This window comes from Streptomyces sp. NPDC093221 (genome assembly GCF_044753885.1).
GTDB lineage: Bacteria > Actinomycetota > Actinomycetes > Streptomycetales > Streptomycetaceae > Actinacidiphila.
Genome location: NZ_JBIVOA010000016.1, coordinates 24,992 through 51,074 on the forward strand (window position 1 = coordinate 24,992; position 26,083 = coordinate 51,074).

Annotated in this window: 24 protein-coding genes and 1 riboswitch; of the genes, 10 read left to right on the forward strand and 14 right to left on the reverse strand. The window is 73.0% G+C overall.

Annotation, left to right across the window (positions count from 1 at the left end; genetic code table 11):
• Nucleotides 1-66 precede the first annotated feature (66 nt).
• On the forward strand, nt 67-396 hold the full coding sequence (locus tag ACIQCJ_RS35165) for a (2Fe-2S)-binding protein (RefSeq protein WP_391159792.1): 330 nt from the start codon (nt 67-69) through the stop codon (nt 394-396).
• Nucleotides 397-453: 57 nt separating this feature from the next.
• Here the strand turns inward: ACIQCJ_RS35165 and bfr are convergent, their stop codons facing one another.
• Nucleotides 454-933 carry a bacterioferritin gene (bfr, locus tag ACIQCJ_RS35170; protein WP_188284346.1) on the reverse strand — a complete coding sequence of 160 codons (480 nt, stop codon included), beginning with the start codon at nt 931-933 and terminating at the stop codon, nt 454-456.
• Nucleotides 934-1,092: 159 nt separating this feature from the next.
• Here bfr and ACIQCJ_RS35175 point away from each other — a divergent pair, with 159 nt between their 5' ends.
• Nucleotides 1,093-1,707 carry a sulfite oxidase-like oxidoreductase gene (locus tag ACIQCJ_RS35175; protein ID WP_355334188.1) on the forward strand — a complete coding sequence of 205 codons (615 nt, stop codon included), beginning with the start codon at nt 1,093-1,095 and terminating at the stop codon, nt 1,705-1,707.
• Between the two features lie 4 nt (nt 1,708-1,711).
• On the opposite strand, the gene ACIQCJ_RS35180 is transcribed toward ACIQCJ_RS35175, so the two are convergent.
• The 6 genes from ACIQCJ_RS35180 to thiO form a co-directional block, all read right to left on the reverse strand.
• On the reverse strand, nt 1,712-2,272 hold the full coding sequence (locus ACIQCJ_RS35180; RefSeq protein WP_402713904.1) for a DUF4396 domain-containing protein: 561 nt from the start codon (nt 2,270-2,272) through the stop codon (nt 1,712-1,714).
• Nucleotides 2,273-2,367: 95 nt separating this feature from the next.
• On the reverse strand, nt 2,368-3,225 hold the full coding sequence (locus ACIQCJ_RS35185) for a deoxyribonuclease IV (protein ID WP_402713906.1): 858 nt from the start codon (nt 3,223-3,225) through the stop codon (nt 2,368-2,370).
• A 40-nt stretch (nt 3,226-3,265) separates the two neighbouring features.
• A complete protein-coding gene (pknB, locus tag ACIQCJ_RS35190) occupies nt 3,266-5,254 on the reverse strand; it encodes a Stk1 family PASTA domain-containing Ser/Thr kinase (RefSeq protein ID WP_402713908.1) in 1,989 nt (662 codons plus the stop codon).
• Nucleotides 5,255-5,481: 227 nt separating this feature from the next.
• A complete protein-coding gene (locus tag ACIQCJ_RS35195; RefSeq protein ID WP_402713910.1) occupies nt 5,482-6,294 on the reverse strand; it encodes a thiazole synthase in 813 nt (270 codons plus the stop codon).
• 3 nt (nt 6,295-6,297) lie between these two features.
• Nucleotides 6,298-6,504, reverse strand: a complete 207-nt coding sequence (gene thiS / locus ACIQCJ_RS35200) for a sulfur carrier protein ThiS (RefSeq protein WP_188284340.1) — start codon at nt 6,502-6,504, stop codon at nt 6,298-6,300.
• On the reverse strand, nt 6,501-7,772 hold the full coding sequence (gene thiO / locus ACIQCJ_RS35205) for a glycine oxidase ThiO (RefSeq protein ID WP_402713913.1): 1,272 nt from the start codon (nt 7,770-7,772) through the stop codon (nt 6,501-6,503). The genes thiS and thiO overlap by 4 nt, the downstream gene beginning before the upstream one ends.
• Nucleotides 7,768-7,880, reverse strand: a riboswitch (TPP riboswitch). It overlaps the preceding gene by 5 nt.
• A gap of 109 nt (nt 7,881-7,989) precedes the next feature.
• On the opposite strand from thiO, the gene ACIQCJ_RS35210 reads away from it, so the two are divergent.
• The 5 genes from ACIQCJ_RS35210 to ACIQCJ_RS35230 all read left to right on the forward strand — a co-directional run bounded on the left by ACIQCJ_RS35210 (nt 7,990) and on the right by ACIQCJ_RS35230 (nt 12,804).
• A complete protein-coding gene (locus tag ACIQCJ_RS35210; RefSeq protein WP_402713953.1) occupies nt 7,990-9,162 on the forward strand; it encodes an NAD(P)/FAD-dependent oxidoreductase in 1,173 nt (390 codons plus the stop codon).
• Nucleotides 9,163-9,227: 65 nt separating this feature from the next.
• Nucleotides 9,228-9,602 carry an Rv2175c family DNA-binding protein gene (locus tag ACIQCJ_RS35215; RefSeq protein ID WP_355334168.1) on the forward strand — a complete coding sequence of 125 codons (375 nt, stop codon included), beginning with the start codon at nt 9,228-9,230 and terminating at the stop codon, nt 9,600-9,602.
• Nucleotides 9,603-9,630: 28 nt separating this feature from the next.
• Entirely contained in the window at nt 9,631-10,296 is a 666-nt protein-coding gene (gene thiE, locus ACIQCJ_RS35220; protein WP_402713915.1) for a thiamine phosphate synthase, read from the forward strand.
• 583 nt (nt 10,297-10,879) lie between these two features.
• Entirely contained in the window at nt 10,880-11,797 is a 918-nt protein-coding gene (gene metF, locus ACIQCJ_RS35225) for a methylenetetrahydrofolate reductase [NAD(P)H] (protein WP_355334163.1), read from the forward strand.
• 44 nt (nt 11,798-11,841) lie between these two features.
• The gene (locus ACIQCJ_RS35230) at nt 11,842-12,804 is read left to right on the forward strand and encodes a hypothetical protein (RefSeq protein WP_402713918.1); all 963 of its coding nucleotides are present in this window, start codon (nt 11,842-11,844) and stop codon (nt 12,802-12,804) included.
• Between the two features lie 24 nt (nt 12,805-12,828).
• Here ACIQCJ_RS35230 and ACIQCJ_RS35235 read toward each other — a convergent pair whose 3' ends face one another.
• From ACIQCJ_RS35235 to ACIQCJ_RS35250, 4 genes are all read right to left on the reverse strand, one after another.
• Nucleotides 12,829-15,111 (reverse strand): germacradienol/geosmin synthase, encoded by a 2,283-nt coding sequence (locus tag ACIQCJ_RS35235; RefSeq protein WP_402713920.1) that lies wholly within the window; start codon nt 15,109-15,111, stop codon nt 12,829-12,831.
• 219 nt (nt 15,112-15,330) lie between these two features.
• On the reverse strand, nt 15,331-16,845 hold the full coding sequence (locus tag ACIQCJ_RS35240) for a phytoene desaturase family protein (protein ID WP_402713921.1): 1,515 nt from the start codon (nt 16,843-16,845) through the stop codon (nt 15,331-15,333).
• A 35-nt stretch (nt 16,846-16,880) separates the two neighbouring features.
• Entirely contained in the window at nt 16,881-17,489 is a 609-nt protein-coding gene (locus ACIQCJ_RS35245) for a DUF4126 domain-containing protein (RefSeq protein ID WP_355334153.1), read from the reverse strand.
• A gap of 281 nt (nt 17,490-17,770) precedes the next feature.
• The gene (locus ACIQCJ_RS35250; RefSeq protein WP_402713923.1) at nt 17,771-18,385 is read right to left on the reverse strand and encodes a TetR/AcrR family transcriptional regulator; all 615 of its coding nucleotides are present in this window, start codon (nt 18,383-18,385) and stop codon (nt 17,771-17,773) included.
• A gap of 164 nt (nt 18,386-18,549) precedes the next feature.
• Between ACIQCJ_RS35250 and ACIQCJ_RS35255 the strand changes: the two genes are divergently transcribed.
• The 3 genes from ACIQCJ_RS35255 (at nt 18,550) to ACIQCJ_RS35265 (ending at nt 20,645) form a co-directional block, all read left to right on the forward strand.
• The gene (locus tag ACIQCJ_RS35255) at nt 18,550-19,047 is read left to right on the forward strand and encodes an SAV_6107 family HEPN domain-containing protein (protein WP_355334148.1); all 498 of its coding nucleotides are present in this window, start codon (nt 18,550-18,552) and stop codon (nt 19,045-19,047) included.
• A 151-nt stretch (nt 19,048-19,198) separates the two neighbouring features.
• Nucleotides 19,199-19,969: a methyltransferase domain-containing protein gene (locus ACIQCJ_RS35260; protein ID WP_391043951.1), complete on the forward strand. Its 771-nt coding sequence runs from the start codon at nt 19,199-19,201 to the stop codon at nt 19,967-19,969.
• Nucleotides 19,970-20,216: 247 nt separating this feature from the next.
• Complete coding sequence (locus ACIQCJ_RS35265; protein WP_355334142.1) at nt 20,217-20,645, forward strand: DUF3040 domain-containing protein; 429 nt, start codon at nt 20,217-20,219, stop codon at nt 20,643-20,645.
• Between the two features lie 448 nt (nt 20,646-21,093).
• Here ACIQCJ_RS35265 and ACIQCJ_RS35270 read toward each other — a convergent pair whose 3' ends face one another.
• The 3 genes from ACIQCJ_RS35270 to ACIQCJ_RS35280 are packed head-to-tail and all read right to left on the reverse strand — an operon-like array spanning nt 21,094 to nt 26,050.
• Nucleotides 21,094-23,496 carry a transglutaminaseTgpA domain-containing protein gene (locus ACIQCJ_RS35270; RefSeq protein ID WP_391043952.1) on the reverse strand — a complete coding sequence of 801 codons (2,403 nt, stop codon included), beginning with the start codon at nt 23,494-23,496 and terminating at the stop codon, nt 21,094-21,096.
• On the reverse strand, nt 23,493-25,028 hold the full coding sequence (locus ACIQCJ_RS35275) for a DUF58 domain-containing protein (RefSeq protein WP_402713926.1): 1,536 nt from the start codon (nt 25,026-25,028) through the stop codon (nt 23,493-23,495). The genes ACIQCJ_RS35270 and ACIQCJ_RS35275 overlap by 4 nt, the downstream gene beginning before the upstream one ends.
• Nucleotides 25,028-26,050 carry a MoxR family ATPase gene (locus ACIQCJ_RS35280; RefSeq protein ID WP_188283215.1) on the reverse strand — a complete coding sequence of 341 codons (1,023 nt, stop codon included), beginning with the start codon at nt 26,048-26,050 and terminating at the stop codon, nt 25,028-25,030. The genes ACIQCJ_RS35275 and ACIQCJ_RS35280 overlap by 1 nt, the downstream gene beginning before the upstream one ends.
• Nucleotides 26,051-26,083 lie beyond the last annotated feature (33 nt).

Genomic DNA, 26,083 nt, shown 5'->3' on the forward strand with positions numbered 1-26,083 from the left:
CGCCGGGTAAGGTAAGGGTAACCTCAGCTCCTGAGGCACTCCTGGGCCCTGATCGGCGGTGACCGCGTGTACGTCTGCTCCTGCTTCGGCATCACCGAGCAGCAGGTCAAGCAGCACGCCGACGACGGCCGCTGCACCCCGCGCCAGATCGCCTCCGCCTGCAAGGCGGGCACCGACTGCGGCTCCTGCGTCAAGCGCATCCAGGGCCTCCTCGGCCGCGGCGCCGCCCCGGCCACCACCCGCACCCAGCGCCTCGCGGCGATGCTCGCGGACGCCCGCGGCGCGGAGCAGCCGGCCGCGGCACGGGTCGAGCCGGACGTCCCGGCGGCGGCCCGCGCCGAGCGGATCGCCGTGCCCGGCGCCAACGAGCCGCCCGCCGCCGCGCAGGCGGCCTGACCGGGGCCGCGAAGCGCGGCTACGGGACCGCGGGGCACCGGCCGGCGGGACCGTCCGTCAGGATTCCGGCTGCTCGATGAGCTGCGCGATGTACAGCGGCTCGCCCAGCTTCTCGACCAGTTCGAGCTGGGTGTCGAGGTAGTCGATGTGGTGCTCCTCGTCCTCCAGGATCGACTCGAAGATGTTCGCCGAGGTGATGTCGCCCTTGGCGCGCATGACCTCGATGCCGCGCCGCAGGCGGTCGATCGCCTCGACCTCGACCTGGCGGTCGGCCTGGAACATCTCGGTGACCGTCTGGCCCACCCGGACATGGAAGAGCCGCTGGTAGTTCGGCAGCCCGTCGAGGAAGAGAATCCTGTCGGTCAGGATCTCCGCGTGCTTCATCTCGTCGAACGACTCCGACCGGGTGTACTTCGCGAGCTTCGTCCAGCCGAAGTTCTCCTGCATCTTCGCGTGCAGGAAGTACTGGTTGATCGCGGTCAGCTCAGCGGTCAACTGTTCGTTGAGGAACTCGATGACCTCGGGGTCGCCCTGCATGGCAACGCCGTCCTTCCGATCGGGCTGTCAGGTTCCGCGCATCTTCGCACTGCTCAGGCATCTGATCCAGTAAGTGCAGGCTTACGTTCCGGGGCCCGGCTTGCCCGGAAAGACCCCGCCCGGTCGGAAGCATCACGCCCCGTCTGTCACCATGGAGACATGGGTCAGTCCGAACGCCAGACGGGGGAGCTTCCTCCGGGGCAGCGGATCCAGCGGGGCTGGCCGGTCACGCACTACGGCCCCGTACCCCGTTTCACGGCGGACCGCTGGGAGTTCCGGGTCTTCGGCGCGACCGCCGACAACGACAAGACCTGCTGGAACCACGAGGAGTTCTCCGCGCTGCCGTATGCCACGGTCGTCGCCGACTTCCACTGCGTCACGAAGTTCTCGATGCTCGGCATCGAATGGGGCGGGGTTTCCACCGATACCGTGCTGAAACTGGCACCGCCCGCCGACGACGTCACGCATGTGATGGTGTGGGCCGAATACGGATTCAGCTCGAATCTGCGGATCGAGGACTTCATCGACGACAAGTCGATATTCGCGACCCATAAGGGCGGCGAACCCCTCACCGCGGAACACGGATTTCCGGTCCGCCTCGTCGTCCCCGGCCTCTACGCCTGGAAGGGCCCCAAATGGGTCCGCGGGGTGGAGTACATGACGGCGGACCGCCGCGGCTTCTGGGAGGAGCGCGGCTATCACAACCTCGGTGACCCCTGGAACGAGCAGCGCTACTCGTACCAGGAGGAGCCGGGCGACGGGCCCGAGCTGTAGCGGCTCAGTGGTGGTACTGGTGCACCACCGCGTGGCCATTGCCCCGCCCGATCAGCCACTTGTTGACCGGGGTCGTGACGGCGAAGGCCACCACGAAGGAGAGGGCCAGGCTCACCCAGAACAGGGCGTCGGCCAAGGTCGCGTCCATGGCGCCGGGGAAGACCAGGATCGTGCCGTTGTCGGCCAGCTCCATGAAGATGATCGACACGGTGTCGGCGGCGAGCGCCACCCGCAGCGCCGAGCGCGGGTCCAGGCCCGCGCGCAGCACGCCGCGCATGGTGAGCGAGTAGCCGAAGACGAAGGCGAGCACGATCGCCAGCAGCATCGTCCGCACGTTGTCCCAGCCGAGCGCCGTGCCGATCAGCATGCCGAGGACCTCGCCGATGGCGCAGCCGGTGAGGCAGTGCAGGGTCGCCTGGGCGGCCGTCCGCCAGCCCGCCCCGCCGCCGCTGCCGCCGTGGTGCGCGTGCGCCGCGTGGTCGTGGGCGGTGTGGTCGTGAGTTGCCTGGCCATGAGCTGCCTGATCGTGCGCCGCGTGGTCGTGGGCCGTGTGCTCGTACGCCATGGGATGTCCCCGTCCTCAGGAAGTGCGTGCGGTGCCTTGCGGTCAGCACAACCACATACCCCCTGGGGGTATTCCTGAGGGGCCGGGAACAGCCCCTATCCGCGCAGCTCCTTCAGCAGCTTCACGTCCGACGCGTGCCCCTCGGGCCCGCCCGGCGTCTCGATGACCAGCGGCACGCCCTCCGTCGCCGGGTGCCGCAGCAGCTCACGGAACGGCTCCGCGCCCAGATGGCCCGCGTCGATGTTCGCGTGCCGGTCCTTGCGCGCCCCGCACACGTCCTTGCTGCCGTTGGCGTGCACCAGCCGCAGCCGCCCCTCGCCCGCCGTCGCCGCCAGCTCGTCCAGCATCGCCGTCATCCCGCCGGGCGCCGCCATGTCGTGCCCCGCCGCGAAGGCGTGACAGGTGTCCAGGCACACCCCGAGCCGGGGATGCCGGTCGAGCGCCGCCATGTACGGGCCCAGGTCCGCGACCAGCGAGCACAGCGAGGAGCCCTGCCCCGCCGTCGGTTCCAGCAGCAGCCACGGGTCGTCGTCGTGCGTCAGCTCGTCCAGCAGCGGCCGTACCCGCTCGCGCACCTGCGCCAGCGCCACCTCGCGGGTCCTGCCGCCGGTCGCCGAGCCGGTGTGCACCACCACGCCCAGCGCGCCGATCGCCCGCGCCCGGCGCAGCGAGTGCCGCAGCGACTCCACCGAGCGGTCCACCGTCGCCTCGGTGTGCGAGCCGAAGTTGATCAGATAGGGCGCGTGCACGTACGCGGGCAGGTCCAGCTCCGCGCAGCGCGTCCGGAACTCCTCGTCCTGGACAGGGCTGCCGGGCGGAGTCGCCCAGCCGCGCGGATTGGCCGCGAAGACCTGGACGGTCTCCGCGCCGATCCGCTCCGCGTACCCCAGCCCCACGGTGGCCAGCCCGCCGGCCACCGGCACATGGCTGCCCACCGGATTGCGCGACCGCATCAGCCCGCCGCACCCGTCGGCGCGTCCGTCACCACGCGCATCAGCGCACCCAGATGGTGATCGTCGCGCCCTTGGGCGCCTGCCCGCCGCCGTCGGGGGACTGGCTGAAGACGGTGTCGCCGAAGAACACGGTGATCACCCGGACGTCGAAGCCCGCGTCCTGGAGGATCTGCTTGGCCTCGTCCTTCTTCTTGCCCGTCACGCCCGGCACGTCGAACTGCTGCTGGCCCTTGGACACGGTGATCGTCACCGTGTCGCCGGTGCCGACCTGCGTCCCCACCTCCGGGGACGCCAGCGCGACCTTGTCCTTGTCCGCGACGTCGGAGAACACCTTGTCCGGCGCCAGGACGACCTTCAGACCCGCGTCCTCGAGCTGCTGCTGCGCGTCGGTGACCGAGTCGCCGATCACGTCCGGCACGTCGACCGGAGCCCCGCGCGACACCTTGATCGCCACCGGGGTGTCGGGCGCCCGGCGGATGCCGCCGGCGGGGTCGGTGGAGACGACCTGACCGCGGGGCACGTCCTCGCTGAACTCCCGGGCCACCGTGCCGGGCGTCAGACCCGCGTCCTTCAGCTCCTTGCGCGCGGTCTCCAGCGGCTTGCCCCGGACGTCGGGCACCTGGACCTGCTGCGGGCCCTTGGAGACCTTCAGCGTCACCGTGCCGTTGTCCCGGACGCGCTTGCCGGGACCCGGATCCGTCGAGATCACCTTGCCGCGCGGCACCGTGATCGAGAAGTCCCGCGTCACCTTCGCGCGCAGCCCCGCCGCGTCCAGCTTCTTCTCCGCGTCGGCCTGCGACAGCGCCAGCACCGCGGGCACCTTCGTGAACTGCCCGTCGCTGATGTACCAGACGCCCGCGCCGACCCCGAGCAGCACCAGCAGCGCCAGCACCACCGCCAGCGGCCCGCGCCGCCGCGGCGCACCGTCCCCGCGGCCCCGCCGCCGCGGCTGCCGCGGACCCGCGGGCGGCTCCTCGGGCGGCGGGGGCGGCAGCAGCAGCCTGCTCGTACGGTTCAGCTCGCCGCTGTCGGCCGCCGCCGGTACCGGCGGCGCGGACGCGGGCATCGGCTCCGACGCGAAGGCCGCCGACGGATAGCGGTGGACGACGCTGGTCGGGTCCTCGGACCCGGCGCCGCTCATCTCGCCGACGGTGTCCGCGGGCTCGCGGTCCAGCTGCGCCGGGGTCAGCGCCGCCCGCACGTCGCGCACCTCGGCCAGCAGGTCCACGGCGTCCGCGGGCCTGCCCCGCGGGTCACGGCAGGCGGCCCGCGCCACCAGGGCGTCCAGCGCGGGTGCCAGACCGGCGACGACCGAGGACGGGGCGGGCACGTCCTCGTTGAGGTGCTGGAACATCACCTGCGCGGGCGTCGTCCCGTCGTACGGCTTGCGGCCGGTCAGCGTCTCGTACAGCACGACCCCGCACGCGTACACATCCGTGCGCTGGTCGACCACGCCGTGCCCGATCTGCTCGGGGGCGAGGTACGAGACGGTGCCCAGCAGCGAGCCGGTCGACGCGCTGGTCTGAGTGTCCACCGCCCTGACCAGGCCGAAGTCGGCGACCTTCACGCGGCCGTCGTCCCCGATCAGCACATTCTCCGGCTTCATGTCGCGGTGGACCAGGCCCGCGCGGTGCGCGGCGCCGAGCGCCGCCAGCACCGGCTCCATGATGTCCAGCGCCGCCCGCGGCTGGAGCGCCCCGCGCTCGCGCACCACGTCGCGCAGCGTGCAGCCGGCCACGTACTCCATGGCCAGATACACGTAGGTGCCGTCGGCGCCCTGGTCGAACATCCCGACGACATTCGGGTGCGCCAGCTTCGCCACGGCTTTGGCCTCGCGGATGAAGCGCTCGACGAAGCCGGTGTCGGTCGCCAGGGCCGGGTGCATCACCTTGAGCGCGAGCACCCGGTCGAGGCGGGTGTCCACGGCCCTGTACACCGTGGCCATCCCCCCGACAGCGATGCGCGCCTCGACCCGGTAACGGCGGTCGAGCGTCTGCCCGACGAGCGGGTCCTGCACGGTCGTGTCCACGATCGCCGATTCTACGAGGCCGGAATGCCCCGAACGGCGCTGCGCGCCCGGTCTGTACCCCACCTGTTGCGTGCCGCAACGCTTCCGTGACCTCCCGTCCCCCTGCCCGGGTCGGCGCCCTTCCCCGGGGCTCCGCCCCTGTACGGCCCTTCACGGAGGGCGGCGGCCCGATCCTTCAAGGGTCGCGGTGGGCACGTCCTGTGCGCGGTGGACGCGGGGCCCTGGACCTAGAAGGCGGGGCGTTCGGGGTCGAGGGAGGGGAGACCTTCGGGCGGGGAGGAGGGGAGGGCGAAGTGGCGGCGGGGGATACGCCCGGCACGAAAGGCCAGGCGCCCGGCCGAAACGGCGTGACGCATGCCCTCGGCCATGAGAACCGGCTGCCGCGCCCGCGTGACGGCCGAGGCCAGCATGACGGCGGCGCACCCGAGTTCCATGGCGAGCGCGGCGTCGGACGCCGTCCCCGCCCCGGCGTCGAGGACGACGGGAACACCGGCCCGCTCGGTGATGAGCTGAAAATTGTGCGGGTTGCGGATTCCGAGCCCCGACCCGATCGGCGACCCGAGCGGCATGATCGCCGCGCACCCCACGTCCTCCAGCTTCCGCGCCAGCACCGGATCGTCGCTGGTGTACGGCAGCACCGTGAAGCCGTCGTCCACCAATGTCTCGGCGGCGTCGAGGAGTTCGACCGGATCGGGCAGCAACGTCCGCTCGTCCGCGATGACTTCCAGCTTCACCCAGTCGCTGCCGAGGGCCTCACGCGCCAGCCGCGCGGTCAGCACGGCCTCACCGGCCGTGAAGCACCCGGCGGTGTTGGGCAGCACACGGATGCCGTGCCGCCGCAGCACCGACAGCACCGACCCCTTCGTCGTGGGGTCGAGCCGCCGCATGGCGACCGTGGTCAGCTCCGTACCGGACGCGAGCAGCGCCTGCTCCAGCACCTCCAGGCTCGGCGCCCCGCCGGTCCCCATGATCAGCCGCGAGGAGAAGACGGCGTCCCCGATCCGCAACGGGTCGCTGACGTCGACAGCGGAAGTCGTCATCCCTCAGCCCCCCTGCACGGCGGTGAGGATTTCCACGCGGTCACCGTCGGACAGCGGCGTCGCCGCCCACCGGGTGCGCGGGACGACCGTCTCGTTGAGGGCGGCGGCCACGCCGGAGGCGGCCGGGGTGAGGTCGGCCACCAGGGCGTCGAGGGCGAGGGGCGCGGGCAGGGAGCGGCGCTCGCCGTTCACCAGGACCGTGATCGTCATACGGTCTGCTCCTCACGGGCGGCGGCGGCCGGGGGTCCGGATACCGGGAAGACGGGCACCGGGACGGCCGCGAAGCGGGAGGCGGCGAACGGCCGCGCGTACGCGGGCAGTTCGCCCGTGACCAGCGCCTCCGCCATGATGTCGCCGGTGATCGGGGTGAGCAGCACGCCGTTGCGGTGGTGGCCGGTGGCCAGCAGCAGGCCGTCCAGCGCGCCGCGGCCGAGGAGTGGAGCGTTGTCCGGGGACCCCGGCCGCAGGCCCGCCAGGGTCTCGGTGAGCGGCAGTTCGGTGATGCCGGGCACCAACTCGTGGGCGTCCCGGAGGAGTTCGTAGACCCCGCCCGCGGTCACCGTGGTGTCCCAGCCCAACTCCTCGCTGGTCGCGCCGAGTACCAGCTCCCCGTTCTCGCGCGGCACCAGGTACACGTGGCTGCCGCGTACCACCGCCCGGACCGTACGGGACAGGAACGGCGCGTGGCCCGGCGGGATGCGCAGCCGCAGGATCTGCCCCTTCACCGGCCGTACCGGCGGCAGCGCGGCCTCGGGCACGCCCGCGATCCGGCCGCTGTCGCTGCCCGCGGCCAGCACCGTACGACCGGCCGTGACCGCCGTACCGTCGTCGAGCAGCGCGCCGACGGCCCGGCCGCCCGAGATCTCGACGCGGGCCACCGCCGAGCGGTGCAGGACCACACCGGCCAGCTCCGCGGCCCGCAGCAGCGCCGTGGCGAGACGGCGCGGGTCGACCTGGTGGTCGCCGTCCACCCGCAGTCCGCCGCGGACACCGGGGGCGAGCAGCGGTTCGAGGCGGCGGCAGTCCCGGCCGCTCAGCCACTCCGAGGGCAGGCCCAGCGAGGTCTGGAAGGCGTGCAGATCGCGCAGGTGCGCGCGGTCGTCGGCGTCCAGCGCGACGGTCAGGGTGCCGCAGGCGCGGAAGCCGACGTCGAGGCCGGTCACCTCGGTCAACTCGGCCACGAAATCCGGGTATCGGCGCGCCGACGCCAGATTGAGGTCCAGCAGCGTCTGCTCGCCGTACTGCGATTCGGTGACCGCGGCCAGCATGCCCGCCGCCACCCGCGCCGCGCCGCCGCCGGGGTCCGGGTCGGCCACGGCGGTCCGCAGGCCGCGCTGCGCCGCCCGCCAGGCGGTGACCAGCCCGATGATGCCGCCGCCCACCACCAGGACGTCGTACGACGCCGCCGCGCGGGAACTCCGCGGACCGGCCGTCGGAGCCGCCGGTCCGCTCGGCGCCGCCGGTTCAGGTGTACCCATCGAATACCGCCCTCCCTTCGCCGGAATGACCCGGATCAGGTTCGTACGGTCGGCGGCCGTCCAGCCGCCCTCTCAGCCCGGTGCGTCCGGGCTCCCGCGTGTTCTCTGGCCCCGACACCATATCCCCGCCCGCCGCCCGGGGGTGGCCCGGCGTCGTCGGCGGCCCGTACCGACTACCGTGAATCATGTGAACGACGTCGTGATTGTCGGGGCCGGGATGGCCGGGGTGCAGACGGCGGTCTGCCTGCGCGAGCAGGGCTGGCGGGACGGCATCGTGCTGGTCGGCGACGAGCCGCACCCTCCGTACGACCGCCCGCCGCTGTCGAAGGCGGTCCTGCTCGGCACGGCGGGCGAGGACACCGACGTCCGCTTCGACGTCGACTTCGACGCCCTGGACGTGGATCTGCGCCTGGGCGTACGGGCGCAGGGGCTGCGGCCAGCCGACCACGAGGTCGTCACCGACAAGGGCGGCCTGCGCTACGGCCGTCTCGTCGTCGCGACCGGCGCCTACCCCGTGGCACTGCCCGGCACGGCGGGCCTGCCCGGCGTCCACCTGCTGCGCACCCTGGACGACGCGGCGGCGCTGCGCCCGGTGCTGGACGCCCACAAGGACGTCGTGGTGGTCGGCGCGGGCTGGATCGGCGCCGAATTCGCCACCGCGGCGCGGCAGGCGGGCTGCGAGGTGACCGTCGTGGAGGCCGCGGACCGGCCGCTGTCCGGCGCGCTGCCCGCCACCATCACCGGCCACATGCGGGCCTGGTACGCCGACGCCGGGGTACGGCTGCTCACCGGCACCCCCGTCGCCGAGGTCGAACCCGGCGCCGTGGTGCTCGCCGACGGCACCCGGCTGCCCGCCGCGGCCGTCGTGGTCGGCATCGGCGCCAGGCCCGCCACCGGCTGGCTGGCCGGTTCCGGCGTCGGCCTCGGCCCGGACGGCGCGGTACTCGCCGACGACCGGCTGCGCACCACCGCGTCCGACGTGTACGCGGTCGGCGACTGCGCGTCGTTCCCGTCCGCGCGCTACGGCGAGCGGCTGCTCATCCACCACTGGGACAACGCCGTGCAGGGCCCGCGGACCGCCGCCGCCAACGTCCTCGGCGGCGACGAGGCGTACGACCCGGTGCCGTACTTCTGGTCCGAGCAGTTCGGCCGCTTCGTGCAGTACGCAGGGCACCACACGGGCGCCGACACGATGCTGCTGCGCGGCGACCCGGCCAGCCCGTCCTGGTCGGTGTGCTGGCTGCGCGGCGGCGCCCTGGCCGCGCTGCTGGCCGTGGACCGGCCGCGGGACCTGGCACAGGCCCGCAAGCTGGTCGCCCGCGCGGCGGTGCTGGACCCGGCGCTCGCCGCCGACCCGGCGGTGCAGCTCAAGTCGGCGGCCCTGCGCTGAGCGGGGCGTCCCGCTAACGGCGCAGTGCCGCAGCGGTTGTCGGCGGCGGGTGGCACCCTTGTCCTGTGACTGTTTTCTCGTCGGTTGACGCACACATTGACGCTCTCGTCCCCTCGTGGCTCACGCTGCCCGAGGTCGCGGAGCGGCTCGGACTCGACATCACCCGGATTCGCCCCCTCATCAAGGAGGGCCAGCTCATCGCGGTCCGCCGCGGTGAGAACAAGGTGCTCATGGTGCCCGCGGACTTCGTCGGCGAAGGCGCCATCACCAAGGGCCTGTCCGGCACGCTCACCGTGCTCAAGGACGACGGGTTCTCGGACGATGAGGCGCTGGAATGGCTCTTCACGCCCGACCCGAGCCTCCCCGGCACCCCCGCCCAGGCACTGCGCGAGAATCGCGGGACCGAGGTGAAGCGCCGAGCGCAGGCGCTCGCCGTGTAACCCGTACGCCTCAGGGGGAACCGCCCGCATGACGACCACCGCCGCCGCCACCGCCGTGGGCACCGCCCGTGACCGGCTCGCCGCCGCCCGGCTCTATCTGTGCACCGACGCCAGGACCGAGCGCGGCGACCTCGCCGAGTTCGCGGACGCGGTACTGAGCGGCGGGGTGGACGTCATCCAGCTCCGGCACAAGGGCATCGAGGCGGGGGCCGAACTGGCGGCCCTCGCCGTCCTCGCCGAGGTCTGCCGCAGGCACGGCAAGCTCCTCGCGGTCAACGACCGCGCCGACGTGGCGCACGCGGCCCGGGCCGACGTCCTGCACCTCGGCCAGGGGGACCTGCCGGTCCCGGCCGCGCGCGCCATCCTCGGCGACGAGGTGCTGATCGGGCGGTCCTGCCATGCCGCTTCCGAGGTGGACGCCGCCGCCGTGGAGCCCGGCGCCGACTACTTCTGCACCGGGCCCGTCTGGCCCACGCCCACCAAGCCGGGGCGTCCCGCCCCGGGGCTCGACCTGGTCCGGCACGCCGCCGGGCTCACGACCGACCGGCCCTGGTTCGCCATCGGCGGCATCTCCCTCGACAACATCTCCCAGGTCCGCGCCGCCGGTGCGCGCCGCGTCGTCGTCGTCCGCGCCCTCACCGAGGCCGCCGATCCCGCCGGCGCGGCCTCCGCCCTCCGCGCCGCCCTCGCCTGACACCTAGGCGGTGAGCATTCCCGGGGCCCGGCCCCTGGACGGTCCTCTCCCGCAGGCGGCAAGCCGATCCTTTCGGGGCGCGGCCCCGAGGCGGTCTTTCTGCCAGGGCGGCTGGCCGATCTTTTCGGGGCGGGCCCCGAGGCGGTCTTTCTGCCAGGGCGGCTGGCCGATCTTTTGAGGGGCGCGGGGAACTGCGCGACCAGCCCCCACCGGGCTGTCAGCCCGGAAACAACAGCGTCTGCCCCGCTGGGGCCGGTTTCCAAAGGCGCGCCACCGCCGTGGCCGAGCGCGCAGTTCCCCGCGCCCCTAAAAACCCGGCGTACCGCCCCGGAAAACCCGGCGTGCCGCCCTGGCAGAGGAACCGCTCGGGGTCGCGCCCCGGGAAAGCGGGGACCCGCGGGAGGGGAAGGTGGCTTCAGCGGGGCCTGACCGGGGGGGCGAGCCCCGGGGAAGGCGCGGGCATGGGTGCCAAGCCCACCCGGTGTCCAATCCGTGGACCGCCGGTGGCCAGGAAATGGACGTACGAGGTCATATCGCCCCGTCCGGTTACGGACGGTGGCCAGCCGGGGCTAGCCTTCAAGGCATGGCTTTGGGGACACCTTCCACGCGAACAGACCGGGCGATCACGATCCGTGAGCTCCTGGCGCGGGGCGAGCGCTCGTACTCGTTCGAATTCGCCGCGCCGAGGACGGAGAAGGGCGAGCGGACGCTGTGGAACGCGATCCGCAGGATCGAGGCGGTCGGCCCCACGTTCGTGTCGGTGACCTACGGCGCGGGCGGCTCCTCGCGGGAGGGCACGGTGCGGGCCACGGACCGGATCGTGTCGGACACCACGCTGACCCCGTGCGCGCACCTCACGGCCGTGAACCACTCGGTGGCCGAGCTGCGCAACATCATCGGTCAGTACGCGGACGCCGGAATCCGCAACATCCTGGCTGTGCGCGGGGACCCGCCGGGCGACCCGCTCGCGGAGTGGGTGCCGCACCCGGAGGGCCTGACGTACGCGGCGGAACTGGTCCGGCTGATCAAGGAGTCCGGCGACTTCTGCGTCGGCGTGGCCGCGTTCACCGAGATGCACCCGCGCTCCACCGACCCGGCCGAGGACACCCGGCACTTCCTGGACAAGTGCCGCGCGGGCGCCGACTTCGCCATCACGCAGATGTTCTTCGACGCGGAGGACTACCTGCGGCTGCGCGACCGGGTCGACGCGGCGGGGTGCAGCACCCCGATCATTCCCGAGGTCATGCCGGTCACCAACGTCCGGCAGATCGAGCGTTTCGCCCAGCTCGGCAACGCCCCCTTCCCCTCCGACCTGGCCGAACGCATCCTCGCGGTGCAGGACGACCCGGTCGCGGTCCGGGCGATCGGCATCGAGTTCACCACCGAGATGTGCCGCCGTCTGATGGCGGAGGACATTCCGGGGCTGCACTTCATTACTCTTAACCACTCGACAGCGTCGCTGGAGATCTACGAGAACCTCGGTCTGCACCAGCGGACGTGACCGGCTCGGTACAGTCGGCTCGGTCCAGTTAAGGAAGTGGGCGCATGGGCTACTCGGTGCTGTACGTCGCCTTCGGAATCGTCGCGCTGTGGCTGCTCGGTGAGGTACTGCTCCAGTACAAGGCGCGGCTGCGCTATCGCGTACTGGCCTTCGCCGGGTTCCTGGGCGTGGTCGTCGGTGTGTCCCAGCGCAATGTGATCATCATCGTGCTCGGCGCGCTCGCCTTCGGCGCGGGCCAGTCCTTCGTGACGCTCTCCTACAAGCGCGGCTTCTCCACCGGCTGGGCGCTCGGCGGGCGTCCCGGCTCCAGCCGCCGCCGCAGGAAGGGCGGGGTGACCGAGCCGGTGCTGGAGGTCAGCCCGGTCGAGGAGGAGTACCCGGAGGAATTCGCCGCCGCCCGGCAGCCGGGTCCGCGCGACGAACTCGACGCGGACGAGCCCGATCTGTTCGGCGGCGGGCGGCCGTTGGACTCCGGCCAGATCTACCAGCCGGTCCCGATGCACGAGGACAGCGGCGAATACCCGGTCTACGACGGCCAGTCGACGTACACCCCCGACCCGTACACCAGCGGCGGCTACGAGGGGTACGGCGCGCAGGGCTATGCGGGCTGGGGCGGCGAACCCCAGCCCGCGGCGGCCTCCTACGCCGGTGACGGCTCCGACCAGTCCGGCTGGGGCGGCCACGAATACGGCTACGACCCGGGCGCCTACCAGGAGCCCGCCCCCGCCCCCTACGGCTACGACACCCCGGCCGGCGGCGGCGAGCCCTACCCGTACCCGTATCCGCAGCCCCAGCCGCGGTACGAGACCTACGGCGGTCAGCAGGAGCAGGAGCAACAGCCGCTGGGCAGCGACCCGTACGGCTACCCGTACCAGCAGCAGCCCGACCCGCAGACGCAGCCGTACATCCCCCAGCAGCAGTACCAGTCGCCGTACGAGCAGCAGCAACCGCCCCAGCAGGAGCAGCAGCCGCAGTACGCCGACCCGTACGACCCCTACCGCTACTGAGAGTTCGCCCCGCCGACCGCCCCGCTACCCGGCCTGGGCGCGGGCCGCGTGCAGCAGTGACGGCAGCCGGGCCGCCGCCGTGCCCAGGCCGTTGGGCGCGGCCCAGGTCTGGGCGGGCAGCACGGCGGCCACGTGCGGGAAGTCCCGCCGCAGCGTCTCCTCCTCGTACCGGTGGCAGCCCTCGTGCCAGGTGAGGATGCCCGCCAGCCAGTCGCGCAGCTCCTGCGCGTAGCCGAGCAGCACCTCGCGCGCCGCGTCGTCGAGTGCGAACTCCTCGAAGAGCGTGGGCAGTTGGTTCTCGGTGATGTGCTGGAACTCCTGCATCCGCGCGGCCATCAGATCCCCGACCACGTCCATCGCCTCCTGCGGCGAGCAGTCCAGGAAATTCTGCACGACGAGCACCGCGTTGTGGATCTCCCCCTCGAACTCGATCTCCTTGCGGTACGAGAACACGTCGTTGAGCAGGCAGGCGAAGTCGGCGGCGGCCACCTCCATGGACTGCACGGGCCGCGAGCGGTAGACGGCGTCCGGCAGCGCGTCACCGTGGCCGATCCGCGACAGGCTCATCGTCAGGTCGGAGCCGAAGGTCTTGCGGCGCATCTCGATGTAGTCGACCGGGTCCGGCACCCGGTTCTGCTTCTGGTTGGCCAGCTCCCACAGCCAGCTCTCGCACATGTCCTCGACGGCGAAGCGGAATTTGCCCCGCGCGTCGGGGGACATCGGGCCCGCGGTGCGCCGCCACAGGTCCGCCAGACCCCGCTCCAGCGCGCTCACCGGCGTGGGCGCGGGCTCGTCGCCCAGCGGCATGAACAGCTTGAACCGCTCGGTGGCCAGCCGGGCCGCTCCGGTGTCGGGGGACCGGCCGAAGACCAGCGGGTAGTAGTCGTCGCCGTAGGTGCCCCAGGTCAGCCAGTCCGTGGTGAGGTTCAGCTCCTCCGGCGAGGCCGCCGGGTGGATGCCCGCCGCGCACAGCGCGAAGTCGTAGTCGGCGAGCTTGCGTTCGTTCCACAGCCCGCCGGGGACGGGGAAGCCGGGCTCCGCGCCGAGGATGCCCATCGCCCGGCCCCACTCCATGTTGTGCCGCCGGGCGGTGTCCAAGTGCGGGCTGAGCGTGGTCTCGAACGGCATGTGGATCTCGGCGCGCCGGACCGTGTCGGTGCGCTGGTGCGGGGCGTGCGAGAAGGACCGGGCGCGCTGCGGCAAGGTCGCGGCCAGTGAGTGCAGGATCTGCGCGGCCGAGGTGCCCAGGCCCGTCGGCCCGCCGATCGCGCCGCCGCCGATACCGGCGCCCGCGCCCACCGCGCGGGAACTGCCGTCCGCGCCGTTCATGTACCGGCTGGAGCGCATGTGCCACTCGTGGCCGCCCGACTGCCAGTCCTGGAGTCCCTTGACGTACGCGAAGACGCCGAGACGTTCCTGCGGGGTCAGGCCGAACTGCCCGAACAGCGGCTCCACTTCGGTGAGAGCGGTGTGCTCGAACTGGTGCAGCCGCGAGGTCAGCAGGTCGTTCACCCGGTCCGCTGCCTGCTGGGCGGTCAGACCGAGGAACCGCTCAAGGACCAGGACGGCGTTGGAGAGTTCGCCCTCGTCCTCGATCTCGCGCTGGTACGAGAACAGGTCGTTGCGCAGGTGCACGCTGTCCGCGAAGCAGTCGCGCAGCACCCGCATCGCACGGCTCCCGGCGATCCGCGCCGGTACCTCGGCGCCCGCCGCGTGCTCGATCAGATTCGCCGACCAGGGCGCGCCGCCCACCTTGCGGCGCATCTCGATGTACTCGATCGGATTCGAGACCCGGCCCGCGTTGATGTTGGACAGCTCCCAGAGCGACTCCTCCAGCAGGTAGTACGTGCTCTCGTGGAACCGCTCCCTGAAGTCCTGCGACATCGTCGGCACCGTGCGCGCCCACAGGTCCGCGAGCCCCGCCTCGACCTGGTTGGTCGGCTCCGGCACCGGCTGTCCGGGATCCACCGGCATGAAGGCGGGCAGCCGGTCCAGGTACGCCTTCGCGCCCTGCATGTCCTGGCTGCGCTTGAAGATGTCCAGGAAGTGGTCGTCGAAGAAGAACACCCACACGTACCAGTCGGTGACCAGGTCCAGTTCGGGACCCGACGCGTCGGGATGGGTGTACGCGCACAGCAGCGCGTAGTCGTGGGCGTCGTAGTCCGCCTCGTCCCAGATCCCTGAGCCCTCGATCATGTCCATCTCGCGGGCCCACGCCTTGGAGTGCTCCCTGGCCCGTTCCAGGTGGGGGTTGAGCCGCGCCGGATACGGCACGTAGAACTGCGGGAGTTCGAAGGGCTGCGGCATGCTTCGTACGGCCTTCCGCTCGGTGATCACGGGCCGCCGTTCACGCTAGGCGGCCACCGCGCGCCCCCGGAGCGCCCACCGGGCTTTTCCGTCCGATCGGTTGAATCCGGGCGGTGGTCCGCTTAAGGATCTTCGCGGCGGTAACGGGGGCGGCAAGAGGCGGACAGCGGACGGGAATCCGTCGAGCGAGCCGTCAACGAGCGCGCGGCGCACGCCCGTTCACCGGCTGCCGCCGGGCCCGCCCATGATCAGGTCGGCCACGATCGCGCCCGACATGCCCGCGTGCGGCAGTCCGCCGCCGGGGTGGGCCCAGCCGCCGACCCGGTAGAGACCGGGCAGCGCGTCGGCGTTGGGGGAGCGCAGCAGTGAGCCGTGCGCGCCCGCGAGCGCCGGGGCGGGGACCGAGCCGCCCGGTGCGCCGGTCTCGCGTTCCGTGTCCGCCGGTGTCCGCACGATCCGCCACAACTCCCGCTCCCGCAGGCCGGGTACGGCCGCCTCCGCGGCGGCCACCGCCCGCTCGGCGACGGCGTCGGCGGCGCCGGGAGCCGTCCAGTCCAGGCCGGCCCGGCCGTGCGGCGGCACGGTCACCCTCACGGTGACCGCCTCGTGCCCGTCCGGGCGCAGCGCGGGGTCGTCGGGCCGCAGCACCGTCACCGTGGGGACGGCGTCCGTGGTGCCGGGGGAGTCGAATGCCCAGGTCAGCGCGCGTTCGCGGTCCGGGGCGTGCACGACCGTACGGTGCACGGCGTCGGCCGGGCGCGCGCCGCGCAGCGCCAGGTGGACGGTGAGGACGCCCCGCGGGTGCCGCGGGCCCCAGTCGGGCAACTCGTCCTCGGACTCCCAGGGCAGCACGTGGTCCCGGTAGAGCGCGGGCAGCGGCGCGCCCGCCACCACGAAGTCGGCCTCCGCCGTACCGCCGTCGGCCAGTTCCACCCCGGCGGCCCGGCCGTCCTTCTCCAGCACCCCGGTGACCTCGGCGCCGAACCGGAACTCCACCTTCCGCGCCAGACAGCGCGCGTACACCGCGTCCGCCAGCGCCCGCAGCCCGCCGGGCACGTACCAGACGCCGAAGGTCTGCTCCACGTACGCCAGTACGGTCGCGGAGGCGGGAGCGGTGCGCGGGTCGAGGCCGTAGTCGAGCGGATAGCTCTCCAGCAGCGCGGCCAGCCGGGGGTCGCGCAACTCGCCGTCCGCGACGGCGGACAGGGTCCGCGCCTGCGCCGCGCGCCGCAGCAGACCGCGCTTCCCGGCCGCCGGATACGGATCCTCGCGCAGCGCGGCGGTCGCCCCGGACACCGCGTCCTCCAACAAGGGCCTGCGAGTGGCCTCCCAGGCTTCCCGGGCGCGCAGCATGACCTCGCTCCACCGCTCGCCGTTCCCGGCCCCCAGAGCGCCGTCCAGCGCCTCCATGACCCCGGAGCGCGACGCGTTGGGCAGCGTCAGATCCGTACCGTCGGCGAAGACGTGGCGGGCGGCCGGATCGGCCTGCGCCAGACCGACGGACTGTTCGAGCGACTCCCGGCCGGTCTTGACGAACAGATCGCGCTGCACGGCGGGCAGCAGCAGGAGACCGGGGCCGGTGTCGAAGGCGAAACCGTCCCTCTCGACCCGGCCCACACCGCCGCCGTACGTCGCCGACCGCTCGTGCACCACCACCCGGTGGCCGCCGATGGCGAGCCTGGCCGCCGCCGCCAGCGAGCCCATACCCGCGCCGATCACCGCAATCCGTGCCATGGCAGGGACTGTATCGAAGGCCGCCCGACAGGCTCTCAGGTGGGCGCCGGGGTGCCGTTCCGGTTCTTGCGCTCCCTGCGCTCCCTGCGGCGGCGCAGCGCGCGCCGGATCCGGGACAGCAGCAGGAGCACGACGGTCATGCCGAGCACCAGCAGCACCGCCGCGATGATCGCGGCGGGCAGCGGATGGAAGAGCGCGAAGGTGACGATGCTCGCGACGCCCAGGTCCTCGGCGAGGCTGACCACGATATTGCTCGCGGGCTCGGGCGAGGTGTTCACCGCCAGCCTCGTGCCCGCCTTCACCAGATGGCTGGCCAGCGCCGTGGACCCGCCGACCGCGCCCGCCGCCAGCTCCGACAGCGAACCCGACTGCCCGGCCAGCAGCGCCGCCACCACCGCGCCCGCGACCGGCCTGATCACCGTGTGCACGGCGTCCCACGCCGAGTCCACGTAAGGGATCTTGTCGGCCACCGCCTCGCAGAGGAACAGGGCAGCCGCGATCAGCAGCACATCGGTGCGCTGGAGCGAGAGCGGCACCTCGTCGGTGATACCCGCCCTGCCCATCACACCGAGCAGCAGCACGACGGCGTAGGCGTTGATCCCGCTCGCCCAGCCGCTGGTGAAGACCAGCGGAAGTACGGACATGCGCGGGACTCTAGCGAACCGCGCCCACTGTCACCGAGTGAAATCGCGCGGTCATGAGTATCCGTACCTAGACGCGCGGTTGAGTACGTTCGCGGATGGGGCGTCGGCCGGGAAACCGGAAGAGTGGGGACCGCGGACGGGCTTCGGTGCCAGAACCGCCGACACGGGGCGGCGGAAGTACACCGGTCCGTACGTGAACGGGGGGCGCACGGGGGAGGCGCTGTTCTGGCACGGACCTGCGGGGGACCGGACCCTGCCAGAACAGCGCACCCGCGGACCGCTCACTGGCGCGCCGAACACCCGCCGACCCTGCCCTGGAGCAGCCGGGACAGCGCCGCGTGCACCTCGTCGATACCGCGCTCCGGCTGGAACGCCTGCCAGTCCAGCGCGGCGACCAGCACCATCCCGAACAGCGCGGACGCCGTCAGCGGTACGTCGATCTCGTCGTTCAGCTCACCCGCCGCCACGGCCTCGCCCAGCACCTTCTCGACCACCGCCACCGCCTCCTGACGCAGGATCATCAGCGTGTCCTGCCAGGCGCGGTTGGTGCGCCACAGCTCGGCCACGTAGAGCTGCGTGAAGGACGGGTAGCGCACGATGAAGTCGAGCCCCGCGTGGATCATCGCGTCCAGCGCGTCGACCTTGCCGCCGCCCTTGGCCTCCGCGTCCTGCGCGGCCTCGCGCAGCGAGACGGTCAGCAGACCCACGCCGTGCCGCAGCAACTCCTCGAACAGGTCGTTCTTGCTGGCGAAGTTGTAGTAGACGGTGCCCTTGGCGACCCCGGCCCGTTCGGCGATCTCGTCGACCGTGGTGGCGGAGAAGCCCTGTTCGGCGATGAGGGTGACGGCGGCCTCGTACAGCTTCTGACGAGTGGCCTGGCGTCGTGCGGTGGTCATGGTGCCGATTCTGCCTGTCCGGCGTGCGGCATGTTCACCGGGCACGTTCACCCGGCGGATTCCGGCCACCGCGCGAATGTCCCGTTTTCGGGCGTTACCCCAGGTCAGGGCCGATTGTCAGTGGTAGCCCCCACTATGGGTGGCACGGAGAAAGGAGGCTCGCCATGGCAGCTCCCGTAAGCGACATCCATCCTGTGCTGCGCCGCGCCACCGCGTCACCCGCCGCCCTTGACCTGCTCACCCAGGCACACCTCGGCCTCGAAGAGGCCGCCGTCCTGGAGACTCCGAACGAGCGCTACGCCACCGCCCACCTCGCCGCCCTGCGCACCGCCGCCGCGGTGCTCGCGGTACGCGGCCGACCCGAGCCCGCCCCGCGCCGCCGCCAGCGGATACGCACCGCCTGGGAGGTGCTGCCCGAGGTCGCGCCCGAACTGGCGGAGTGGAGCGCCCTGTTCGAGGCGGGCGCGGCCCGCAGGGCCCGCGCCGAGGCCGGCATAGCCGGAGCCGCGGGCCCCCGCGACGCCGACGACCTGCTGCGCGCCGCGACCATGTTCCTGCGCCTGGTGGAGCGCATGCTGCTCCTCCAGCCCGCGCTCGCGGGCAAGCCGCCCCTGATCCCGGCCCCCGCGGCCGCGGAGCCACCCCGCAGACGCGCCAACTGACACCCGGCCGCGCGCGGCGGCCCCGTCGTCCTGGTCACGCACGAGCACCTGGACCACGACACCCGGCCGCGCGCGCGGCGGCCCCACCTCGGCCGGGGGCTCTAGAGTGGAGCCGCCCGATGTGACCAGCCCCTGCGAGGAGCCGCGCGCCATGTCCCGTCAAGGAGGGGTGGACCCGATGCGCCCCCGTGCCAGTCTGCGTACCGCCGTGGTGTGGGAGGTCCTCAAGGACGCTCTCGAACGGCGGGCCAAGACCGCGGACACGGCGGCACTCGACGTCCTGGACACCGGCGGCGGCACCGGCAACTTCGCGGTGCCCGTCGCCCGGCTCGGCCACCGCGTCACCGTCGTCGACCCCAGCCCCGACGCGCTCTTCGCACTGGAGCGGCGAGCCGCCGAGGCCGGGGTCACCGACCGGGTCAGCGCCGTCCAGGGTGACACCCACGGGCTGCCCGACATCGTGCCCCGCGCGAGCTGGGACATGGTGCTGTGCCACGGCGTCCTGGAATACGTGGACGACCCGGCGGAGGCCGTGCGCAACGTGGTCGGAGCCCTCCGGCCCTCCGGCGCCCTCAGCCTGCTCGCGGCGGGCCGCGGCGGCGCCGTACTGGCCCGCGCCCTCGCCGGGCACTTCGCGGAGGCCCAGCACGCCCTCGGTGACCCGGACGGCCGATGGGGCGACGGCGATTCGCTGCCCCGCCGCTACACCGCGGACCAGCTCACCCGGCTGGTCACCGACGCGGGCCTGCGGGCCGCCGCCGTGCACGGCATCAGGGTCTTCGCCGACCTCGTCCCCGGCGTCCTGGTCGACACCGAGCCGGGCGCCCTGGAGGCGCTGCTGCGGCTGGAGCTGGCAGCGGCGGAGGAGCCCGGATTCCACTCGGTGGCCACCCAGCTCCACGTCCTCGGCGAGCGCGGCTGACGGACCCCGCGCGACCCCCGGAAGGACCTCTTCCGCTTCACCCGCCCCCGCCACCGGCCGGAGTAGTCGGTCACAGGCCCCCCGTACCGCCATTGCTGACCGTATGCTGGCATGACGTAACGGCGGACGGGGAATGAAGCCCCCGTCGGATTGGCGTAGTGGGGCGGGTTTCATGGGGGCGAATCCCTGCCTATCCTGAAAGGGTCGGACCGGTCGCCCCCCTGCGACCGACGAGTAGGAGGACTCCGTGCCGCTCTCGGAGCACGAGCAGCGCATGCTCGAGCAGATGGAGCGAGCGCTGTACGCCGAAGATCCCAAGTTCGCGTCGGCGCTTGAGGGAAGTGGGCTGCGCACGTACACCAGGCGGCGTGTCTACCAGTCGGTGGCGGGCTTCCTGGTCGGTATCGCGCTGCTCATGGGCGGCATGATCGCCAAGCAGCCCTGGATCAGTGTGGTGGGCTTCCTGGTCATGCTGGCCTGTGCGGTGCTGGCCGTCACCGGTTGGCGCAAGGCGGGCAAGCCGGGCGAGGCGGCGCCCGCCGCCGGGGTTCCCGGTGCCCCCGGCGCACCCGGCCGGCGGCTCAGCCGCCGCAACCAGGCCAAGCGGGGCAAGGTCATGGACCGGATCGAGGAGCGGTGGCAGCGCCGCCGCGACGAGCAGCAGGGTGGCCGCTAGAGGGCCACTTCCGCCAGCACGGCGCACCGTCCGAGGGTCCCGCACCCTCCCGACGGTGCGCCGATCTTTATGCCCCCCGTGCGCCCACCTGTCGCCGTGCGGCGAGCCGATCCTTGAGGGTCGCGGCCCTGAGGCCGTGCCGACGCAAGGCGTGTGCCCGGAGGGGCGCTGGGGGCGCCTCCCAGCGTTAGCTGGGGGAGGAACCGCGCGGTCCGCCGCCGGCCGCGCTGAGGAACCGCGCGGTCGGCCGCCGGCCGCGCTGAGGAACCGCGCCGTCCGCCGCCGGCCGCGCTCCCGCAGGTCACCACCCGCCCCGGCGGGGCAGTCCGGTCGTTCCCGGACCACCGGCCCCTGGGGGCGGGCGCGCAGTTCCTCCCGCCCCTGACGGGGCACGCCCCGCGCGGACGGCGCAGCCCCCTGAGGGGCGCCCCACCCGCGCGGTGGGGACTCACGCCTGGCGGGCCAGGCGCCTCCTCAGCGGAGCGACAAGGCGATGCCCGGCCTCGGACAGACGGAGAGTGACCGCGGACCACCGGTCAGAAAGGTGCCAGATCACCCGGGCGGAGGAACGCGGCAGAAGCACCGCCCGAAGGCGACCGCGGCGCCCGGCCGCCGCGTGCAGGCCCTCGCGGACGTGCCGGACATCGGCCGGCAACCCGGTGACCGGCTGGGGCCTGGGCGAGTAGAGCACCTGCTCCACCGCCGTGGCCAGGGCGCCCGCGGAGACCGCGGCCTGGCCGGTCAGACCGCCGTCCTGGACCAGCCGGGCCATCGCCCGCCGCGGGGTCTCGGAGTCGTCCGGCGGGACGCCGTAGTCCCAGCCGGTGTCGACCACCTCGCGCCAGGCGGACAGGGCGAGCCCTTCGGCCCTGTCCCGTCCGCCGCCGAGCCGTCTGGACCGCTGTCGGCGCCGCCAGAGCATGGGCAGCAGCGGGACGGCCAGCACCAGCAGCGCGAGCAGCGTGAGCACGGCGATCCTGCCGCCGCCGAACCCGCCGCCGCCGGAACCGCCGGAAGCGGCCACCGCCGTGTTGTCGCAGGAGCTCTGCGCCCGGTTGTCGCTGCCGCAGCTCGCGCTCGCCGACGGCGTCGGGGTCGGCGTCGTCGCCGTGCCGTGCTGCCCCTGGTCGGCGGGCTCGTTGGTGCCCGAGGGCGTCGTGGTCTGGGTGTACGAGGGGGCCGTGCCCCGGTACGGGGTCGGCTCGAACCGGGTCCAGCCGATGCCCTCGAAGTACAGCTCGGGCCAGGCGTGCGCGTCCTTGAGGCCCACCGACATCGTGCCGTCCGAACCCTGCTGCGAGCCGGGCGTGAAGCCGACCGCCACCCGCGCCGGGATGTGCAGCGTGCGGGCCATCGCCGCCATGGTGAAGGCGAAGTGGATGCAGAAGCCTTCCTTGGTGCGCAGGAACCGCGCTATGGCGTCCACGCCGGTGCCCGACTGCGCCTTGGTGTTGTAGACGAACGCGCCCGAGGTGAAGTACCGCTGGAGCGCCAGCGCCTTCTCGTAGTCGTTGTTCGCCGACTCCGTCACCTGCTGCGCGGTCTGCGCGACCACCTTCGGCAGCGAGCCGGGCACCTTGGTGTACTCCTCGGCGACCCGTCCGGTGGCCGGGGGCGCGGCGGCGAGCTGCGCGGCCGTCGGCTGCACCTGCATGCTCGTGACCGAGTACGTCAGACCCGAGGTGTTCTGCCCGCGGTCGCCGATGATCGTCCGGCCCTCGGGCTCGAACCGCCAGTGCCCCGACACGTCGACGCCCAGCGCCGGGAAGGGCATCGGCAGCCAGCCCTGCGCGTAGCCGTCGTCGACCTTCACCGTCGTCTGGACCTTGGAGTACTTCACGTCGGAGGCCATGCCCGCGGGCTGCGGCAGCACCGACGGGATGTCCTCGATCTTCCGCTTCGACGGCTGCCACTGCGTGCCGTCGAACTGGTCGAGCGCCACAATCCGCAAGTACATGCTGGACAGATCGGTGGAGTTGGTCCTGTACGAGAGGACTTCGCGGTTGTCCTGCTGGTTGAGGTTGTCCTGGAGGGCCACCACCGGGTTGACCGCGGAGATCGTGCCGCCGCGCCCCGGTCCCGTACCGGTGCCCGAGGTGTCCAGCAGGCCGCTGCCCAGCGACGGCAGCACGGCGGGCGCGACCAGGGCCAGGCCCAGCGCCATCACGCCGATCCTGCGGCCGGTGCGCACCGGGGCCAGCGCCCGGCTGCCGGAGGCCGGGTTGGCGGAGCCGCCCCAGCCGTTGGCCGGCGGACCGCCGCCGAAGACCCGGCCCCAGCGCGAGAGCCGGTCCCGGCCCTCGGCCAGGAGCAGCAGCAGGTAACCGGCGGCGGCGACCACGAAGTACAGCCACTGCGCACCGCCGTTGGACAGCCCCGCGGCCACCGAGTACAGCGCCAGCAGCGGAAGTCCCGCGGGGGCCGCGCTGTTGTACGTGACGGCCAGCGCGTCCACCGCGAGCGCGACCACCAGCACACCGCCGACCAGCAGCATCCTGATGCCGGGGGTGACCGGCGCCGGGATGGCGAACTGGCTGACGTCGGTCAGCCCGTCGCGTACCAGGTCGCTGAGGTGGACGAAGGCGTTGGGACCGGGGATGACGCCGCCCAGCGCCTGGTGCGGCGCGAACATCACGGTCAGCACGAGCAGTGAGACCACCGCCTGCGCGAGGACGGTCAACGGCCGGGCCAGCGGCACCCGTCGGGCCAGCGCGCCGACCCCGGACTGGAGTGCCACGAAGAGCACGGCCTGGAACATCCAGCCCGCGGGGGTGGCCAGCGGCAGCAGCGAGCAGGCGGCCATCACGGAGGCGGCCGCCGCACACACCGTCAGCCGGGCACGTCCGCTCATGTTGTGGCCCCTGCCTCTTGCTGTTCCTCGCGTGAGCGGTAACGGTCGGCCCGCTGCCACAGTTCCGGCAGCGAGTCCCCGGCGCGTACCGACAGCACCGTCCAGCCCGCCTCGCGGAGCATCCGCAGCGGTGTCGGGGTGTCGTCGTCCTCGGCGCCGGTCTCCCGCGCGCCGTGCTCGGCCGGGGGCTCCGACCTGGCGCCCGGCTCGCGGGCCGTCCAGTCGTCGCTGTCCAGGACGAACGCGACGGCGCCGCCCGCCCGTTGCCGCATCCGGCCGACGTTGGCCGCCTGCTCCTCGTCCAGGTCGCCGAGGAAGGCCACCAGCAGGCCCTCGTGGCTGGACCGCAGCACCTCGTAGGCGCGGGACAGGCCGTCGCTGTGCGCGGAATCGGGGCCGGAGCCGGAGCCGGAGCCGGAGCCGGGCGACTGCGCCAGGTCGTCGGAGTGGTCGACCACGGCGAGGGTGTCCAGCAGGACGCCCGCCATGTCCGAGGAGTCGCCGACGTAGCCGCCGGTGCCCTCGGGGCCGGGGACGCTGCTGCCGGTGTCGGTCAGCAGCCGTACCGCGAAGCCGCGTTCCAGCATGTGGGTGGAGACCGAGGCGGCGGCCGAGACCGCCCACTCGAACGCCGAGTCGGGGCCCGCGCCGTAGTAGGCGGAGCGCCGGGTGTCCAGCAGGACGGTGCAGCGCGCGCGGTGCGGCTGCTCCTCGCGGCGCACCATCAGCTCGCCGTACTTGGCGGTGGAGCGCCAGTGCACCCGGCGCAGGTCGTCGCCGTGCCGGTAGCCGCGCGGGATGACGTCGTCCTCGCCGGCGAAGGCCAGCGCGCGGGTGCGGCTCTCGCCGTAGCCGTTGGCCTCACCGGCCAGGCGTACCGGCGGCAGCGCCTCGACGCGCGGCACCACGGTGAGGGTGTCGAACGCGCTGAAGGAGCGGGTCAGTTCGCACATGCCGAAGGGGTCGGTCAGCCGCAGTTGCAGCGGGCCGAGCGGGTAGCGGCCCCGCAGGTCGGAGCGGACCCGGTAGGACACCTCGCGGTGGCCGCCGGGCTCCACCCGGTCCAGCACGAAGCGCGGGCGCGGGCCGAGCACGTACGGCACCCGGTCCTGGAGCATCAGCAGTCCGGTGGGGATGCGCGAGACGTTGTCGACCCGCAGGTGCACGCGGGACTCCGACATGGCGGGCACCCGCGACGGGGCGAGCCGCCTGCTCCCCGCGACCCGGTAACGGGTGCGGTACAGGACGGCGACGCAGACCAGCGGCAGGATCGCCAGCAGCAGTCCGACCCGCAGCAGGTCGGGCTGGCCGAGCACGTAGGCGCATATCCCGGCGGCGACCCCGGCCGCGACGAAGGACCGGCCCCGGGTGGTGAGTCCGCCGAGCGCGGTACGGAATCCGCCGCTCGCCTGCTGCGGCCCCGCGGCGCCCGGCTGGCCGCCCTGGCGGCCCTGCGCCGGACCGCGCTGCGGCTGCGGCGCGGGTTGCGGCGGTCGGGTCGGCGGCGGGGTCCCGGCGCCGGGCGTCGCCATCACAGGCCCCGCAGGCCCTGCGGGCGGGCGGACGGCTTCTGCGGCCAGCCGCCGGCCGCCGGGTCGGGCACCGGGACGCGCTGCACGATCTCGGCGACCACCTGTTCGGGGGTGCGCCGGTTCAACTGCGCCTGCGCGGTGGGCAGCAGGCGGTGCGCCAGTACGGAGGAGGCCAGGCCCTGCACGTCGTCGGGCAGCACGTAGTCCCGGCCGTCCAGCGCGGCGGAGGCCCTGGCCGCCCGCACCAGGTGCAAGGTGGCGCGCGGCGAGGCGCCGAGCCGCAGATCGGGGTGGTTGCGGGTGGCGCCGACCAGCGTCACCGCGTACCGCCGTACCGGCTCCGAGACATGCACCATCCGTACGGCCTCGACGAGCTTGACGATCTCGTGGGCGTGCGCGACGGGCTGGAGGTCGTCGAGCGGCGAGACACCGCCGTGCACGTCGAGCATCTTCAACTCGGCGTCCGGGCTGGGGTAGCCGATCGAGACCCGGGCGGTGAACCGGTCCCGCTGCGCCTCGGGCAGCGGATAGGTGCCCTCCATCTCCACCGGGTTCTGGGTGGCGATCACCATGAAGGGGCTCGGCAGTTCGTACGTGGTGCCGTCCACGGTGACCTGCCGCTCCTCCATCGACTCCAGCAGCGCCGACTGGGTCTTGGGCGAGGCGCGGTTGATCTCGTCGCCGACCACGATCTGCGCGAAGATCGCGCCCGGCTTGAACTCGAAGTCCCGCCGCTGCTGGTCGAAGACGCTCACACCGGTGATGTCGGACGGCAGCAGGTCGGGTGTGAACTGGATGCGCCGTACCGAACAGTCGATCGACCGTGCCAGGGCCTTGGACAGCATCGTCTTACCGACACCCGGCACGTCCTCGATCAGCAGATGTCCCTCGGCGAGCAGCACCGTCAGTGCGATGCGGACGACTTCGGGCTTGCCCTCGATCACGTTCTCCACACTGCGGCGCACCCGGTCAGCGGTCGTCGTCAGATCGCTCAGGCTTGCTCGTGCGTCAAAGGTCGTCACCCGGTACTCCTCGGCCATGTTCCTCGGGACACG

Coding starts and splice junctions, on each gene's coding strand:
- thiS (WP_188284340.1), bottom strand. CDS start 6,504: ATGACGATCACGGTCCTGGTGAACGGCGAGCGCCGCTCCCTGCCCGCG.
- bfr (WP_188284346.1), bottom strand. CDS start 933: ATGCAGGGCGACCCCGAGGTCATCGAGTTCCTCAACGAACAGTTGACC.
- thiO (WP_402713913.1), bottom strand. CDS start 7,772: ATGGGTACACCTGAACCGGCGGCGCCGAGCGGACCGGCGGCTCCGACG.
- ACIQCJ_RS35230 (WP_402713918.1), top strand. CDS start 11,842: ATGGGCTACTCGGTGCTGTACGTCGCCTTCGGAATCGTCGCGCTGTGG.
- ACIQCJ_RS35260 (WP_391043951.1), top strand. CDS start 19,199: ATGTCCCGTCAAGGAGGGGTGGACCCGATGCGCCCCCGTGCCAGTCTG.
- metF (WP_355334163.1), top strand. CDS start 10,880: ATGGCTTTGGGGACACCTTCCACGCGAACAGACCGGGCGATCACGATC.
- thiE (WP_402713915.1), top strand. CDS start 9,631: ATGACGACCACCGCCGCCGCCACCGCCGTGGGCACCGCCCGTGACCGG.
- ACIQCJ_RS35235 (WP_402713920.1), bottom strand. CDS start 15,111: ATGCCGCAGCCCTTCGAACTCCCGCAGTTCTACGTGCCGTATCCGGCG.
- ACIQCJ_RS35255 (WP_355334148.1), top strand. CDS start 18,550: ATGGCAGCTCCCGTAAGCGACATCCATCCTGTGCTGCGCCGCGCCACC.
- ACIQCJ_RS35175 (WP_355334188.1), top strand. CDS start 1,093: ATGGGTCAGTCCGAACGCCAGACGGGGGAGCTTCCTCCGGGGCAGCGG.
- ACIQCJ_RS35210 (WP_402713953.1), top strand. CDS start 7,990: ATGGCCGGGGTGCAGACGGCGGTCTGCCTGCGCGAGCAGGGCTGGCGG.
- ACIQCJ_RS35195 (WP_402713910.1), bottom strand. CDS start 6,294: ATGACGACTTCCGCTGTCGACGTCAGCGACCCGTTGCGGATCGGGGAC.
- ACIQCJ_RS35180 (WP_402713904.1), bottom strand. CDS start 2,272: ATGGCGTACGAGCACACGGCCCACGACCACGCGGCGCACGATCAGGCA.
- ACIQCJ_RS35185 (WP_402713906.1), bottom strand. CDS start 3,225: ATGCGGTCGCGCAATCCGGTGGGCAGCCATGTGCCGGTGGCCGGCGGG.
- ACIQCJ_RS35240 (WP_402713921.1), bottom strand. CDS start 16,845: ATGGCACGGATTGCGGTGATCGGCGCGGGTATGGGCTCGCTGGCGGCG.
- ACIQCJ_RS35250 (WP_402713923.1), bottom strand. CDS start 18,385: ATGACCACCGCACGACGCCAGGCCACTCGTCAGAAGCTGTACGAGGCC.
- ACIQCJ_RS35270 (WP_391043952.1), bottom strand. CDS start 23,496: ATGAGCGGACGTGCCCGGCTGACGGTGTGTGCGGCGGCCGCCTCCGTG.
- ACIQCJ_RS35245 (WP_355334153.1), bottom strand. CDS start 17,489: ATGTCCGTACTTCCGCTGGTCTTCACCAGCGGCTGGGCGAGCGGGATC.
- ACIQCJ_RS35275 (WP_402713926.1), bottom strand. CDS start 25,028: ATGGCGACGCCCGGCGCCGGGACCCCGCCGCCGACCCGACCGCCGCAA.